Annotated in this window: 12 protein-coding genes; 4 read left to right on the top strand and 8 right to left on the bottom strand. The window is 69.7% G+C overall.

Annotated elements, in window-relative coordinates:
* The first annotated feature begins 68 nt into the window (after positions 1–68).
* On the top strand, positions 69–2,021 hold the full coding sequence (locus tag QN163_00425; GenBank protein ID MDR5682483.1) for a cation:proton antiporter: 1,953 nt from the start codon (positions 69–71) through the stop codon (positions 2,019–2,021).
* Positions 2,022–2,050: 29 nt separating this feature from the next.
* On the opposite strand, the gene QN163_00420 is transcribed toward QN163_00425, so the two are convergent.
* The 8 genes from QN163_00420 to QN163_00385 form a co-directional block, all read right to left on the bottom strand.
* The gene (locus tag QN163_00420) at positions 2,051–3,982 is read right to left on the bottom strand and encodes a S9 family peptidase (GenBank protein MDR5682482.1); all 1,932 of its coding nucleotides are present in this window, start codon (positions 3,980–3,982) and stop codon (positions 2,051–2,053) included.
* Between the two features lie 13 nt (positions 3,983–3,995).
* Positions 3,996–5,312, bottom strand: a complete 1,317-nt coding sequence (locus QN163_00415; GenBank protein MDR5682481.1) for a hypothetical protein — start codon at positions 5,310–5,312, stop codon at positions 3,996–3,998.
* Positions 5,309–6,625 carry a hypothetical protein gene (locus tag QN163_00410; protein MDR5682480.1) on the bottom strand — a complete coding sequence of 439 codons (1,317 nt, stop codon included), beginning with the start codon at positions 6,623–6,625 and terminating at the stop codon, positions 5,309–5,311. The genes QN163_00415 and QN163_00410 overlap by 4 nt, the downstream gene beginning before the upstream one ends.
* On the bottom strand, positions 6,625–7,551 hold the full coding sequence (locus tag QN163_00405; GenBank protein ID MDR5682479.1) for an ABC transporter permease: 927 nt from the start codon (positions 7,549–7,551) through the stop codon (positions 6,625–6,627). Before QN163_00405 ends, QN163_00410 begins: the two co-directional genes overlap by 1 nt.
* A gap of 72 nt (positions 7,552–7,623) precedes the next feature.
* A complete protein-coding gene (locus QN163_00400) occupies positions 7,624–9,252 on the bottom strand; it encodes an ABC transporter substrate-binding protein (GenBank protein MDR5682478.1) in 1,629 nt (542 codons plus the stop codon).
* Positions 9,253–9,282: 30 nt separating this feature from the next.
* Entirely contained in the window at positions 9,283–10,176 is an 894-nt protein-coding gene (locus QN163_00395; GenBank protein MDR5682477.1) for an ABC transporter permease, read from the bottom strand.
* Positions 10,173–11,369 (bottom strand): Xaa-Pro peptidase family protein, encoded by a 1,197-nt coding sequence (locus QN163_00390; GenBank protein ID MDR5682476.1) that lies wholly within the window; start codon positions 11,367–11,369, stop codon positions 10,173–10,175. Before QN163_00390 ends, QN163_00395 begins: the two co-directional genes overlap by 4 nt.
* A complete protein-coding gene (locus QN163_00385) occupies positions 11,366–12,505 on the bottom strand; it encodes a Xaa-Pro peptidase family protein (GenBank protein ID MDR5682475.1) in 1,140 nt (379 codons plus the stop codon). Before QN163_00385 ends, QN163_00390 begins: the two co-directional genes overlap by 4 nt.
* A gap of 133 nt (positions 12,506–12,638) precedes the next feature.
* On the opposite strand from QN163_00385, the gene QN163_00380 reads away from it, so the two are divergent.
* The 3 genes from QN163_00380 (at position 12,639) to QN163_00370 (ending at position 15,866) form a co-directional block, all read left to right on the top strand.
* Complete coding sequence (locus tag QN163_00380) at positions 12,639–13,544, top strand: LysR family transcriptional regulator (GenBank protein MDR5682474.1); 906 nt, start codon at positions 12,639–12,641, stop codon at positions 13,542–13,544.
* Between the two features lie 424 nt (positions 13,545–13,968).
* Entirely contained in the window at positions 13,969–15,003 is a 1,035-nt protein-coding gene (gene aroF, locus QN163_00375) for a 3-deoxy-7-phosphoheptulonate synthase (protein MDR5682473.1), read from the top strand.
* A gap of 8 nt (positions 15,004–15,011) precedes the next feature.
* Positions 15,012–15,866, top strand: a complete 855-nt coding sequence (locus tag QN163_00370; protein MDR5682472.1) for a prephenate dehydrogenase/arogenate dehydrogenase family protein — start codon at positions 15,012–15,014, stop codon at positions 15,864–15,866.
* The last annotated feature ends 20 nt before the right edge of the window (positions 15,867–15,886 follow it).

The raw sequence follows: 15,886 nt of genomic DNA, 5'->3' as shown, positions 1-15,886 counted from the left end.
CCGGATCGTCCTCAGGCTACCGGACGCCGCCGAAGGCCGTCAAACCAGCGCCGTGATATGAAAGAAGTGTGGAAGCCCATGCCGCCCGGCTGTTTGCCGATCTCGGGCTGCTCATGCTGGCCGCCCTCGGTGGGGGACTGCTGGCCCATGCGCTCCGGCAGCCGCTGATCGTCGGCTACATCCTCGGGGGTATTGCGGTCGGTCCCTTCACGCCGGGTCCTACGGTCACGGACGTCCGCGCGTTCGAACTGTTCGCGGAGATCGGCGTCGTGCTGCTGTTGTTTTCGGCGGGTGTCGAGTTCTCGATCCGCGAACTGTTCCGCGTGCGGCGTGTGGCCCTGCTGGGGGGTCCTGCAGGCATCGCGCTGACCGTCTTGCTGACCGTGGGTGTCGGCTGGCTGCTGCGCTGGCCGCTTGCCCAGTCGCTCGTCGTGGGCGGTGCGATCAGCGTGGCCAGCACCATGGTCCTCATCAAGTTCCTCCAGGAGCGCGGCGAGCTGGGTGCCCCGCACGGCCGCGTCGCCGTCGGCATCACCCTGGTTGAGGATCTGGCGGTGGTCGCGATGACCATCCTGCTGCCGGTGCTGGCGCTCGGCGGCGAGCACCGGCTGGCGCTGTTCGGCCGCGGCCTGCTGCAGGCGGCTTTGCTGTTGATCCCGCTGCTGTGGCTGGCCCGCCGGGTCGTCCCCAAGGTGCTGGCGCGGGTCGCGCGCACGCGCAACATGGAGCTGTTCCTGATGGTCACCCTCGCGATGGCCATCGGTACCGCGACGCTGACCGCGGGCCTGGGGCTTTCTCTGGCTTTGGGGGCCTTCTTGGCCGGACTGGTGATCAGCGAGTCCGAGTTCGCGCACGAGGCCCTCGCGCGGATCTTGCCCGTGCGCGACATCTTCGTGGCGGTGTTCTTCGTCTCGATCGGGACGTTCGTCCGCCCCGCCTCCCTGCTCGCAGAGGCGCAGGTGGTCGTCCTGCTGGTCGTGCTGATCACTGTCGGCAAGTTCTTGGTGTGGTCCGTCATCGTCCGGGCCGCCGGATACGGCGCGCGCACGGCCATCCTGGCGGGTCTGGGCCTCACCCAGATCGGTGAGTTCTCCTACATCCTCGCCGGTCTGGGCCGCGCTCAGGGTCTGGTCAGCACAGCGGTGTACGAGGCCGTCTTGGCCTCCTCGCTGCTGACGATCCTGCTGAACGCGCTGCTCTTCCGGCGCGTGCCCTCCTGGCTGGAGCGTCGGATCGCGGGTCTGGAGCCCGCGCGGGAGGCGCCATCGGCCGCGGTGACGGCCAGCCCGCGCGTGGTCGTCTGCGGCTTCGGGCGGGTCGGGCGGGGCGTCGCCGACGCACTCGACGCCTTCGGCCTACCCTACGTCGTCGTGGATCTGGATCCGGAGGCCCTGCGGGCGGCCCGTGCGCGGCGTGCGGGCGCGGTCTTCGGCGACGCGGGCAATCCCGCGGTCCTGCAGCGGGCCGCAGTCGACCGCGCCGAACTCCTCGTCGTCGCGATCCCGGAGTTCCAGACTGCTCACCGGTGTGTGCGAGCGGCGCGACAGATGCGCCCGGACCTGCCGATCCTTGCTCGGGTCCACCAGGAGCGGCATCGGGCGTCGATGGTCGAAGCCGGCGCCACCGAAGTCATCCAGCCCGAGGTCGAGGCGGCGCTCACGATCGTCGGCCACAGCCTGGTGCGGCTGGGGGTGGACCGCCCGCAGGTCCGCCATTATCTGGAGCAGGCCCGCAGCAGGTGGCCGGGGGCGGACGAGGGTGATGGGCCGGAGCCCGCGGGGCGGCTGGAGGCGCGGGAGATCGTGATCCGCAGCCCGCAGGTCGCCGACCGTCCGCTGTGGCGGGCCCGGATCCCGGAGCGCACGGGCGCGGTGGTCGTCAGCGTGGTGCACGAGGGCCGCGAGGTCATCAACCCCGAGCCTGAGCAGCCGCTCCGGCGCGGAGACCGCCTGCTGGCGATCGGCAGCGGCGATCAACTCGACCGGCTCGAGCGGCTGTGCACTGACGAGGGCGCCGAGTGATCCGGTTCGCGGGGCCGCGGGCCCCCCGCTCACTCCGCCACATCCCGACTGACCGGGCCGGTCCATCCGCGTGTTCGCTGGCCGCCGTGTCCGCCTCCGGCGGGTGCGCGGTCGCGGAGGTAGAGGTCGAACCACTCCAGCATGTCCAGCAGCATCTGCCGGACGTTGGGTGTGGAGAGCACGTAGTAGTTCTCGTTCGGGTAGACCTTGTATCGAAAGGTCTTGTACTCCCGCTCCAGCGCCCGGGCGAACTCCAACCCGGCGTCGCTCCACGGCCACTTCCCTTCCCCGTGCAGGACGAAGCACGGCGTCGTCGCCTGCGAGACTTTGTAGATGGGCGAGCACCGGTAGTAGACGTCCTCGTTGCCCTGAAGCGGTCCACCGAACTCGTACTCTAGGAGTTTGATGTGCCGCAGTTCCAGTTCGCGGTAGTGGCGCACCCAGTTCGCATAGCCCGAACACGCCACCGCGCACTGAAATTCCTCCGGCGCGTAGCAGACCGCCGACATCGTCAGGCAGCCGCCGTAGCTGGTGCCCGTGATGCCGGTGCGGTCGGGGTCCACCTCGGGTAAGGTGGCCAGGTACCGTTTTCCGGCGATCGCGTCGCGCAGGTCACCTCCGCCCCAGTCCCTGTTGTTGAGGTCCTCGAACGCGCGCCCGTAGCCGGAGCTGCCGCGGATGTTGGGCAGCAGCACCGAGTAGCCCTGGCCGGCGAAGAACTGCACCGACGGCTGGAAGGTGTCGAGGAACTGCGAGGTGGGACCGCCGTGGATCCACAGGATTCCCGGACTCTTCTCGCCCGGTCCCAGACCCCGGCCGGGGTACAGATAGGCCGAGATCGTCAGCCCGTCGTCGGTCGGATAGCGGACCTTTTTCGGTCGCACCAGCGCTGGGGCGGCCCAGGCCGGCACCGACGTGGTCAGCGCACGGGTCTGTCCGCTGTCCACATCCACGACCCACAGGTCCTGCGGAGCCGTCGTGGTCTGGAAGAGGTAGCAGATCCGGGCACCGTCGGGCGACCACTGCGGAAACGAACACACGCCCTCGTCGGGATCGACCAGCACCCGCGGTTCGCCTCCGGAGGCCGGAGCGATCCGGATCTGCAGCGTGCCGTCGTGGTTCTCGACGTAGGCCACCGACCTCCCGTCGGGCGACCAGACGGCGTCGCTCTGATCGGCGGCGGCCGCGGCCACGGGGCGCAGGTCTCCGCCGGCCAGCGGTGCGATGTAGTAGTTGAACCAACCCGACCGCTGGGAGCGGATCAGCAGGTGGGTTCCATCCGGCGATGGCTGCGGCGTTCCGAAGGTACGGCCGTAGTGGTAGTCGAACATATCCGTGTCGCGCACCACGACGCGAGCGTTGCCTCCGTCGGCATCCATCAGCACCACGTCGTGATCGGTCCACGCCTCATTGAGCCGTACGTAGACGATGCGGCCGTCGGGAGTGAACGCAGGGTACACCTCGTAACGCGGATCGCGCGTCAAACGGGTCGCCTCGCCCGAGGGGACGGCCACGCGGTAGATGTCGTACTGGCCGTAGCGGTTGCCGGCCAGCACGATCGCACGCCCGTCGGGGGCCCAGCGGAAGGCCTCGATCGCAGCACCCAGACGCGTCAGCCGCCGGTCCGGACCGCGGCCGGTCCAAAGCCAGATCTCCGGCGTCCCGCTCTTGGCGGAGATGTAAGCGATGCAATCACCGGTGGGCGACCACTGCGGCATCCGCGCGCCCAAGAAAGGGATCTCGCCCATCCCGGTCGTCAGGCGGGTCGGCAGTCCGCCCGACGGGGACACCGTCCACAGATCCGGTTCGCCCGACATCGCGGACACGAACAGAATCGCCGAGCCGTCCGGCGCCCACTGGGGTGCCTCCGGCAGCACCGCCGGTCGGATGGCCAGGAGCTGGTCGATGCTGAGTGGCGGTCCGGCGTGCGTCGCTGTTTGGGGACTTGCTGCCCGGTCCATATTGGCCTCCTCGTTACAGCGGTCTGCTGACTTCCACCATCTCGGGTGTCGGCGCCGGCGCCGCCGCGGTGCGTCCACCCCACCACAGCGCGCCCATCTCGGCCACGCCCCCCGACAGGATCGCCAAGGCACCGAAGACCGCCCCCGACAGGGGGCCGAACGTCAACGCCCCCGCCACCGCGCCGGCCACGACCGCCAGGTTCGCCAGCATCGCGCGCTGCACGACGCGGGTGCGTCCGTCGCGGATCAGCCGGCCGCGGAAGTATGACTGCAGGGCCATCACCAGAGGGATCACCGAGAGCAACCTCGCTGCGGGCGTCGCCAGCGCTGCCAGCGCCGACGAGATGCCGAACGCTTGCCGAAAGAGCACGTCCAGCAGCGCGGTGTGCGTGACCAGCACGAGGGTCGCAGTCAGTCCGCCCCCGATGGCCAGGACGAACCGCAGCACACGGCGACGGTTCGCCTCGTGGTCGGCCACGGCGATGATCACCTGCTGCAGCGCGTTGAGCGGCCCCCAGCTGAACATCGATATGCTGAGCACCACCGGCCACGCAGCCAGCGACAGGGCGCCGTCCCGGGCCGCGGCGACGCCGGTGGTGATCAACGGCCGACTGGTTTGCTGGAGGAGCGTGGTGCCCGCCAGCGGCCAGTAGTACGACCACAGCGCGCGCCAGGGGCGCTGCCCCGTTGCCCCCGGGCGAGGCCCCAGCAGCGTCAGAGCCGGGATCGTGACGACGACCGCCTCTACCGTGACGCCGACCACCATCGCCAACGCCCCCAGCACGGCGCCGTCAGCCGTGCGGAACACGCCGCTGAACAGGACAGCGGCGAGGATGAGCAGTCGGATGCCCGTCGCCACCGAAATGATGCCCGCGCGCTCGTAGCGGATCAGCACGCCCTGATGCAGCCGGCGCCAGCCGATCGGCAGCGGCCAGAACGTTAGGATCATCAGCGCCGGCCGTGCTGCGCGGGCGATGGGCTCGGGGATGCCCATCAGGTGCGCGGTGAGCAGATCGTAGACCGGGGTGAAGAAGACCGCGATCCCCAGCGCCGTCAGCGCGCCCCCCAGCAGCAGGTAGGCGCGCCGCAACCGCAGGTAGGCCGCCCAACCGTCGGTGAGGGCGATGGAGGCCTCCAGGACCATGATGACGGGCGCCTCGTAGATCAGCGCGATCGCGAAGGCGACGCCGAACGCGGCGAGGAACAGCTCCGCGGCGGGCTGGCGTGCGATGCCGGCGACGATGAGCGGTGCCTCGAGGGTCATCAAAAGGCCGCTGAGCATCAGCGGGACGTACAAGGCCAGCAGGGAGCGCCACGACACCGGCGTCATCGCCCCGCCGCCTCCGGGAGCGACACGCCGGGCGATGGATCCATCCGCAAGAAGGCCACCAGGAGGGCCACCTCGGCGGCCTGCGCGATGAGCGTCGCCCAGGCTGCGAGCACGATCCCCGGCACCGCCGCTGCGGCCCCGACAATCAGTACGACCGCCAGCGTGACCAGGTTGCCGGCCATGGCCTGCTGCACGCGCGCGGTCCGCCGGCCGGCGATGAGCGCCCCGCGGAACAGGTTCCGCAGGGCGAGCAAGGCCGGCAGGGCCACCAGGGTGCGCAATGCGGTGACGACCGCGTCGCGCAGCGGGGCTGACAGCTGGAGGATCCGCACGACGTAGACGTCCGCCAGGGGCGTGAACGCGACCAGCGCCAGCACCGCGGAGAAAATCACACCGGTGCGCGTGACGAACCGGGCCACGGCTCGGTAGCCGGCGGTGTCCCGGACGGCCACCACCATCTCCTGGAACGCCATGACGGCCGCGGTCAACAGGTGGACGAACCCGCTCGTCACCGGCCACGCCGCCAGCGAAATGTCCGGCAGCGCCGCGCGGGCGACCCCAGCCGTCACGATGGGGCGCGAGACCACGCGCATCACGTCGGTGGTGGCCAGCGGCACATAGAACCGCGCCACGTCGCCCATCGTCAGGGTCTCCCGCGCGCCGGCCGGGAGGGCGCGCACCACCGGCAGCGCCCACACGGTGACGACAAGGGCCTCGACAACGACGCTGGCCGACAGCGCGATCGCGCCCATCGTCGCTCCGGGCAACCCTGCGGCCGTGCCGGCGACGACCGCACCGGCGAGGGCGGCCAGCCGGAACGCGGTGCCGTAGCCGATCCATCGGGGCATGTCCGCCCGCAGCAGCGGACCCTGGTAGAACCGCCGCCACGCGATCGCCGGCACCCACGGCAGCAGCCAACGCAGCGCGGTGCGCGCTTCGGCCGCCACCGCCGGCGGCACGCCGATGAGGCCGGACAGCACGGCGTCGGCGAGGGGCGTGAAGGCGACGACCGCGAACAGCGCCGTCAGCCCCACCGCGAAGATCAGCATGAATCGGCGCAGCAGCCGGTAGGTCGCCTCGTCCTTCGTCAGGGCGACGGACGCCGAGAAGAGCATGATGATCGGACTCTCGATGAGCACGGCCAAGTCCAGCGTGACGCCGTAGGCGGCCAGATGGACCTCGGCGTTCGCGAGGCGGCCGATGCCCGCGGCGACGATCGGCTGTGCGAGCGACATCATCAGCCACGACAGGGCCAGCGGCAGCCAGAACGCGACCAGCCGGGACGTGGACCCAGAAGGCGGGGTCGTCGGCATCAGTCGTACCGGATGCGCGGATCGAGGTAGCCGTACAGCAGGTCGACGGTCAGGTTGACGATCACGTAGATCGCCGCAATGAACAGGACGCCGCCCTGGACGACCGGGAAGTCGCGGCTCTGGATCGCTTCGACGAGCAGCCGGCCCACGCCGCGCCGGGCGAAGACCGACTCCACGATGACCGTGCCGGAAAGCAGCCCGCCGAACTGCAGGCCCAGGATCGTCACCACAGGGATGAGCGAGTTGCGCAACCCGTGGCGCACGATCACGCTCCACGGGCCCAGACCCTTCGCCCGCGCCGTGCGCACGTAGTCTTCGCTGAGGACTTCCACGAGGCTGCTGCGCACCATGCGGGCGATGATTGCCGCCGCGCCGAATCCCAGGGTGACGGCCGGCAGGATCAACCCCTGCAGTCCCGGTCCGCTGGTCACCGGGAGCAGCCCCAGCCAGATCGCAAACACGTAGATGAGCAAAAAGCCCAACCAGAACGACGGGATCGACACACCCAGCAGCGCCACCAGCATCGTCACGTTGTCGGCCAGACGCCCGCGGTGGATCGCCGCGAGCACGCCCAGGGTCGTGCCGATGAAAATCGCCGTCCCCATGGCCGCCACCGCCAGCTGGAAGGTCGGTGGGAACCGTTCGAGGATCAACTCGGCCACCGGATGGTTGCCCCAGATGGACCGACCCAGGTCGCCCTCCAGCAGGCGGACGAGGAACCGACCGTACTGCACCGGCAGCGGCTCGTGGAGACCGAGGTTCCTGCGGATGGCCTCCACCTGCTCGGCCGTGACACCGCCGCTTTCGACGAACATCGCCAGTACGGGGTCGCCCGGCACGAAGTGCAGCATCGAGAACGTCAAGACGGTGACCCCGACCAGCACAGGGATGGCCGTCAGCACGCGGCGGAGGATGTACTTGGACATGACGTGTTGACCGGTGCGGCGGGGGATCGGGGATCGGGCCCCGGCCCCCGCCGCCGTCGTGCGGTTGGGCGGCTACCGCAACCGCGTCGCGTAGAAGTAAGGGAACGCCACCTCGTTGAACTGCAGGTTTTCGACGTTGGCGCGGGCCGCGAAGACGTAGTCCTCCTCCCAGCCCATCACCCCGACGGCATTCGCGAGGATGATCCGCATGGCACCGATCAGGTTGCGCCACCGCGTCTCCGGGTCGGCGGAAGCCACCGCGGTGTCCAGCATCCGGTCAAGTTCAGGTGAGCTGAACCCGTACCAGTTGTAGACCGACCCGGTTCGGAAGAACGAGGACAGGATGCCCGCGCTCTCGTACCCGGAGTCGCTCATGATCGTGGACCGGTATTCGCCCTTGCTCACGGTCCCGATCCAGAAGTTGAAGTCTCCGATCCGGAAGCGCAGTTCGATGCCGACCTGCCGCAGCATCGCCTGCAGCGGCTCGGACTCGCGCACGGCTGTCCCCTCGGGGATGACGTGGTCGAGGACCAGCCGTTCGGATCCCCGCACCCGGATGCCATCGGGGCCGACCCGCCAGCCCGCTTCCTCCAGCAGCTGCCGCGCACGGTCCGGGTTGTACTCGAGGTCCACCGGCTGGAGCTGGCTCCGGTACAGCCCCTGGAAGGCCCGGGGCACCATGTTCGTGGGCAGCGGACCCAATCCCGGTCGTCCCGTACCGCTCCACGCGGGCAGCCGCATTAGCAGCGGCTTGTTGATCGCGTGGTTGATGGCCCTCCGGACGCGGATGTCGTTGGTCGGGCTCTCTTTGGTGTTCAGCAGCATCATCCGTGCGGTCCCGGCCTTCGGGACGAGGACGATGCGTACCCCCGGCTTGCCGCGCAGCACGGCGATGTCCGGCGGCGTGATTTGGCTGCTGGTGGCCTGTCCGGTCTCCACGACCGCCGCGCGCGTGGCGGCCTCCGGCACCTGCCGGTAGACGAGCCGTTCGACGAAGGCGGGGCCGGTGTGGCCGAACACCCTGGCGCCCCACCGGTAGTCCGGATTCCGTTCGAGCACGGCTTCGGCGCCGCGCGTCCAGCTCACGAGCCGGAACGGCCCGGTGCCCACCAGCTCTCGGGAACCGTAGTCGTCCCCGAGCCGGCGCAGCGCGGCGGGCGAGTCGATGCCCAGTCCGCCGTCGCTGAGGTAGGTGAGGAATCCCCCGTGCGGTTCGCGGAAGACCACGCGCACCGTGAACTCGTCGACGACCTCGGTGCGGATGTATCGAGGGCCGCCCATCGCGAGGTAGCGGAACCCCCGCCGCGGCCGGTCGGGGGACATCGTCCACTCGAAGTTGAACCGGACCGCTTCGGCGTTAAACGGGGTGCCGTCGTGGAAACGCACGCCGCGGCGCAGCCGGAACGTGTAGATGCGGCCCCCGGCCGTGATCTCCCACGATTCCGCCAGCCACGGGTGCACCGTGCCGTCGGCGGGGTTGACGGCCACCAGGTTGTCCAGCACGTGCCGTGCCACCATCCGGCAGGGTGTGTTGTTCGACAGGTGCTGGTTCAGCGTGTCGGCGCACACGGTGCCCTGGGCGTGGATGAGCGTCCCGCGGGCTTCCTGCGCCGGCGCGGGTAGGCTCAGCACTACCGCCAGAAGTCCCGCCGCGAGCCCGGCGATCTGCCCGCGGCGCCCGGTCCGTAGGTCGCGAAGCATCGTTTCCACCTCCTCCATGTGATCCGGCGGCTAGGCCCGCCGCAGCTTCGGGTCGAGCGCGTCGCGCAAACCGTCTCCGAGCATGTTCATGCCGAGCACAGTCAGCATGATCGCGAGTCCGGGGAATGTCGTGATCCACCATGCCTGGCGCAGATAGGCACGGCCTGACGACAGCATCGCGCCCCACTCCGGTGTCGGCGGCTGTGCGCCCAGACCCAGGAACGACAGGCCCGACGCCGCCAGGATGGCGGACGCCAGCCCCAACGTCGCCAACACGATGATGGAGGGCAGCACGTTGGGGAGCACGTAACGCCAGATCACCCGCGCGTTCGTGCAGCCGATGGCGCGCGCGCCGACGACGTAGTCCATCTCGCGCACGCTGAGGGTCTGTCCGCGCGTCACCCGTGTGAAGGAGGGCGTCGCCGCGATGCCGACCGCGATCATCACGTTGAACAGGCCTGGGCCCAGGACCGCGACGATGGCCAGGGCCAGCAGGATGCCCGGAAACGCCAGCATGAGGTCCATCACGCGCAGGATGACGTCGTCCAGTCGGCCGCCGTAGAACCCGCTGACCAGCCCCAGCGTGACGCCGGCGGTGCCGCCGATGCTGACGGAGATGAGGCCCACGCTCAGCGAGATGCGGGAGCCGTAGATGACCCGGCTGAGGATGTCCCTCCCGACCTCGTCGGTGCCGAACGGGTGCTTGCGAGACGGAGGCTCCAACGGTGCCAACAGATCCTGGTAGGTCGGATCGTACGGCGCCAGCCAGGGCGCGCCCACGGCTACGCCGATGGCAAAGACCAGCAGCACCAAACCACCCACCGCGCCGCGATTGCGCAGCAACTGCGCCCGCACGATCGCGGCGTACGTCTGCGGGCGTTCGGACACGACCGCTGCGGTCAGCGACGTCGCCCGGGTGCTCATGCAATCACCAGGGGAGCGTAGGTGAACCGCGTCAGGGGCGTGCTGCCCTCGGGACCCACGACCACGACGTCCTCGCTGCGGACGTAGTACCGTCCGTGGCGCCAGATCTTCGGCTCCAGCGTGAAGCACATGTTCGTGCGCACCGGCTTGTCGAATCCGGGTCGAATGCGCGGGTCCTCGTGCACCTCTAGGCCGATGCCGTGCCCCAGCCCCAGGTACCAGTACGCGTCGCCGAACCCCCGTGCGCCGACATATTCGTTGAACCACTCGCACATCCCGGCCGGGCTCATCGCGCCGTCCTTGAACAGGGCGCAGGCCTCCCGAACACCCTCGGTGATCACCGCGTACGCGCGCAGCGCCTCCGGGTCGGGCGGGTCGACGAACGCGCTGCGGCCGAAGTCCGAGCAGTAACCTTGGTAGAGCACACCGAAGTCGAAGGCGATCGACGTCCCCGGCGTCAGCACCAGGTCCGTGTTGCGGGTCAGGACGCTGCGGTGCGTCTCGCTGCCCGGCTTCACGCAGATGATGCCGGGCTGGAAGGAGTAGCCGTCCCCGCCGAACCGGCGGATCTGGTACTCTACCTCGACGGCGACGTCCCGCTCGGTCATGCCGGGGCGCAGCTGCCTCAGCGTCGCCCCCATCGCGAGGTCTGTGATCTCGGCGGCTTTGGCCATCATCCGCAGTTCAAAGGGGTCCTTGATCATGCGCAGGCCGTCCATCATCGACGGCGTGAGGATCACCGGCTGGGCCTGCGGGAACGCCTCCCGCAGGTGGTGGGCGGTCTGTGCCCACACTTTGTCTGTCGTGCCGATCGAGCGGACTGAGCCGACGCTGCGGGCGGCCGCGTTGAAGAACGCGACCGGATCCTCGTCGGTGCGCAGTTCGTTGAAGTCCCGCCCGCCGGGTCCGCCGATCACGCGGAGGTCGGAGATCCACGTCTGCTCCGCGGCGTCGACGGCCATCGAGCGGGACAACGTCAAAAACGGGGCACCGTCGCGCGGCAGCCACAGTCCGCTCACCCAGTCGGCCGCACTCTTGAGGATGAAGTAGTAGCGCGGCGTGAGCACCCCGGACAGGTAGTACAGATCCGGCCCGAAGTTCAAGAACAACAGGTCGACGCCCCAGCGGTCCATCGCCGCCCGGTAGCGGTCCACCCGTGCCTCGTAGACCGTCGGGTCGGGGCGCTCGATCATTCGATCACCGCCAGGGTACGGGGCGCAGTCGTCAACGGCTCCGCGCCCTGCGGGGTCACGACGACCACGTCCTCTATGCGGCAGGCATACCCGTTGGGCACGCGGCTGCTGGGTTCCACGGTGAACGTCATGTGTTCGAGCAAGACGGTGCGGTCCCCGCTGTCCAGGTAGGGCGGCTCGTGCACGGTCATGCCGATGCCGTGGCCCGTGCGGTGGGTGAAGTAGTCGGCGTAGCCGGCTTCCTGCAGCACGCGTCGTGCCGTCTGGTGGACGTCCTCCGCGGTAACGGCTCCGGCGCGCATCGCGGCCATCGCCGCGTGCTGGGACGCGAGCACCGCATCGAACATGGTCGTGAACTCGCGGGGCGGCTCACCCACGAATGCGGTGCGGCCGAAGTCCGAACAGTACTCTTCATGCACGCAGCCGAAGTCGAACGTCACCGCGTCCCCCGGCGCCAGCGTCCGGGCGCCGTGCCGCAGGGCGTGCGGGCGGTCGCTGTTTGGGCGGGTGAACCGGACGCCGGTCACGAACGAAGGGTAGTCGGCTCCCCCCAGGGCGAACCGGTAGTCGATTTCGTGGGCGACGTCCAGCTCGCTGGCGCCTTCGCGCAGCACCGCCAGGGCCTGAGCGTACACGTCGTCGGCCAGTTGGGCAGCCTTGCGCATCGCGTCGAGTTCCTCCGCCGACTTGACCATCCGCATGGGATCGATCAGACGACGGGCCGCGGACACCTCGAGGCCCGCGGCGTGCAAGGCTTGAACCACTGGGGCCCAGGCCCGGTCGTCCACGGCCACCCGGCGGGCGCCGGGGGCCACCTGCTGGAGCACGTCGCGCATCACCGCGGTGGGATCTTCGCCTTCCAGGACGACCCGGACGTCGGTGATCCACGGCTTGCCCCGCGCTTGCTGCAGGAAGAACTCCGAACCCATCCGGGGGGCGACGAGGACCGCACGGTGGGCCCCGAGGTAGACGCCCTCGATCCAGTCCGCGTAGGCGTTGGTGTCGGTGTGATGGGGCTGCTGGCGCCGGATCCCGGTCAGGTAGGTCAGGTTGGCACCGGGGCGCAGGTAGAGCGCGTCGATGGCCTCGCCGTCCATCGCCTGCCGGATCGCCTGGAGCCGGAGACGAACGTCCACGAGAGTCCCTCCAAACTCGAAAGCCGGCGACAGGCTGCCAAGCCGCGCCCGCAAAGAGGTTTGCGCGACAGTTTACGGAGGCGTTGTTAGAATGTCTAATACTAACTCGCAATGGGCCCTATAAAAACGGCTTATGCCTGTGGGTGGGAACGCCTCACTCAACCTCCAGCGCCTGTGGACGTTCCGGCGGGTGGCACACGAGCGCAGCATCACGCGCGCGGCCGCGGCCCTCTTTCTGTCTCAGCCCGCCGTCTCAGCGCAGATCAGAGCGCTCGAGCGCGAGGTCGGGCACCGTTTGTTCCGTCGGACGGGACGGGGCGTCGAGCTCACACCCGCCGGGGAGGCTCTGCTCGCCCACGTCGAACGCGGCCTGGCCGCGATCGAAGACGGTCTGGCGGAAGTGCGTGCAGACGGGGCGGTGCAGACGCTGGTCGTCGGAACGGTGGTGTCGGTCAGTCTGGACATGCTGCCGACGATCCTGGATCGGTTCCACGCCCGCCACCCGCAGGTCCACGTCGTCATGCGGACGGGGCACTCCCGTGCCGTGGCGCAGATGCTGCTTGAGGGTACGATCCAAGTCGGCTTTGTGGTCGTCCGTCCCCAGCACGAGGAGATCTCCAGCCGGTTGATCCTCGAAGACCCGGTGACCCTCGTGGGACCGCCGACGCACGAGCTGGCCGGCCGGCAGGTGCCCTTGGAGGCTTTGAGCCGGGAGCTCGTGCTGCTCGCGCGGTGGGGAGAGGGCTTCCAACCGCTCCAGCAGGCGCTGCGCACGCGACTGGGTGAGGAGTTCTCACCCGCCGTGCAGGTGGATCCTGCGGAGGCGGCCAAGCGCATGGTCCTCCAAGGTGTCGGGCTGACGTTCCTCGGAGAGAGCACGGTGCGCCACGAGCTAGAGGCCGGGCAGCTGGCGCGCATCCACATCACCGATCTGCCGCCCCTTTTCCGTCGGGTCTACGTCATCTGGCGTGGGCAGGTGCCTGAGGGATCTGTGGAGGAGAAGTTCCTGTCAGCCGTCGGTTCGGGTGTGGCGGGCTGACGGAACCGACGGATTGTCGCCGTCTTGACGGGCGTGGTATGATGCGCGCACAAACCCGATGACCGGGGCGAGTACGCCGGTGGTGGGCTCGCAGAGAGCCGCGCACGGGTGGGAGTGCGGCAGCGCCAAGCCGGCGGAATGGGCCCGGGAGGGGCGGACCGAAAGGCTGCCGACCGCCGACCGTTTTGCGCGGCGGGTTTGCGGGATGCGGCGCGAGTAGGCTCCGACGGGGTTCCTGGCCCGTGATCACAGCAGGCGGAATCGGGCACGTGCCCCGTTCCGAACAGAGCCGGGCGGCCGGTCGGGCGACGGCCGTCGGGAAGTCGGGTGGCACCGCGGGAAGGATCTGAACCTCCCGTCCCAACGGGGACGGGAGGTTTTGCATTTTGAGGCAGAACGGGCGCGAAGCCAGGGGGCGACGGCGATGATCATCATCATGCGATCGAAGGCGACCCGCGAGCAGGTGGACGCCGTGGTCGCACGCGTACGCGAGGCCGGATTGGGGGCGCACCTGTCCGAGGGCGTCCTGCGGACCGTGATCGGGGTCATCGGTGACGACAGCACCAAGGAGCAACTGCGCGGCATGCTGGGTGCGATGGAGGGCGTCGAGCGCATCGTCAAGGTCCTGCAGCCGTTCAAACTCGTCAGCCGTGACTTCCAGCCCGAGGACACCGTCGTGCGGGTGGGGGCGGCCCGCATCGGGGGCGCGGAGCTGGCGGTCATCGCCGGCCCGTGTTCGGTCGAGAGCCGGGAGCAGCTGATGGCGACCGCGCGCGCGGTCCGTGCGGCCGGTGCGGTGATGCTGCGCGGCGGTGCGTTCAAGCCGCGGACGTCGCCGTACTCTTTCCAGGGCTTGGAGGAAGAGGGTCTGAGGCTGCTCGCCGAGGCACGCGAGGCGACCGGCCTGGCCGTGGTGACCGAGGCCATGGACGCGCGCCAACTCGAACTCGTCGTGCGCTACGCCGACATGGTGCAGATCGGCGCGCGCAACATGCAGAACTACACGCTGCTGCGCGACGTCGGGCGATCGGGTCACCCCGTGCTCCTCAAGCGCGGACCCAGCGCGACGCTCGAAGAGATGCTGCTCGCCGCCGAGTACATCGTGTCGGAGGGCAATCCCAACGTCGTGCTGTGCGAGCGCGGCATCCGCGGGTTCGACAACACGCACACGCGATACACCCTGGACATCAGCGCCGTCCCGGTTCTCAAGCGTCTGACGCACTTGCCGGTGCTGGTCGACCCGAGCCAGGCCGCCGGCAAGCGCGACATCGTGCCTCCGCTGGCCCGCGCGGCGGTTGCCGCGGGAGCCGACGGGCTCATCGTCGAGGTCCACCCCGACCCGGAGCGTGCACTCAGCGACGGCCCCCAGCAGCTGCGGCCGGTGGAGTTCGCCGCGATGATGAAGCACGTGCAGCAGATCGGCGCCGCGATCGGGCGGCCGGTGGCCGCACCGGTGTAGCGACGACCATGTCGGGGCGGCGCGCACGCTTCGGGCACGCGGCGGTGGTCGGCACCGGGCTGATCGGCGGGGCCCTGGGCATGGCGCTGCGGCGGGGAGGTCTGGCACGGCGGGTGACCGCGGTCGACCGCGACCCCACGGCAGCGGTCCGTGCCGTCGAGCGGGGAGCCGCCGACGCAGCGACCTCGGATCTCCGCGAGGCGGCAGACGCGCAGATCGTGTTCGTCGCGGTCCCTCTCGAGCAGATCGTCGCGGTGTGCAAGGCGCTGCTGTCCTACCTTCCGGCGGGCACCATCCTGACGGATGTCGGCAGCGTGAAGGCGCCGATCGTGGCGTCGGTGGAGCGCCTTGCCCCGCCGGTGCGATTCGTGGGAGGGCACCCCATGGCTGGAAGCGAGGGAGCGGGCATCGAGGCGGCAGACCCGGACTTCCTGCGGGGGCGTCCGTACGTGTTGACGCCGACGGGCTTCACGGATCGTCAGGCCGTGTCGGAACTCGCGGAGGTGGTGCGTGCGATCGGGATGACGCCGGTCGTGATGCAGCCCGAGGTGCACGACAGGCTGGCGGCGCTGATCAGCCATGCGCCGTACCTGGTGGCCTGTGCGGTGGTGCTGTCCGCGGGGGACGAGCCGGAGTCGTTCCGGATGGCCGGGCCGGCGTTCGAAGACCTCTCCCGCATGGCGCGCAACCCGGTGGCGATGTGGGACGCGATCACGCGCATGAACCGGGATGAGGTCGTCCGCGCCCTGCGCGGGGTTCGCGCGCGCCTGGACGAGATCGAGGACGGGATCGCGCAAGACGCGCTGCGCCCGCTGCTGGAACGCGCGCACCATCTGGGGCGCACCGTCGAGAGGAATCGATGAGGATCCGCACGAGGGTGCAC

It is taken from the genome of Armatimonadota bacterium (genome assembly GCA_031432545.1).
Taxonomy (GTDB): domain Bacteria; phylum Sysuimicrobiota; class Sysuimicrobiia; order Sysuimicrobiales; family Sysuimicrobiaceae; genus Caldifonticola; species Caldifonticola tengchongensis.
Note: the sequence above shows the minus strand (reverse complement) of the source record. Positions and strands in the feature narration are given on the sequence as shown.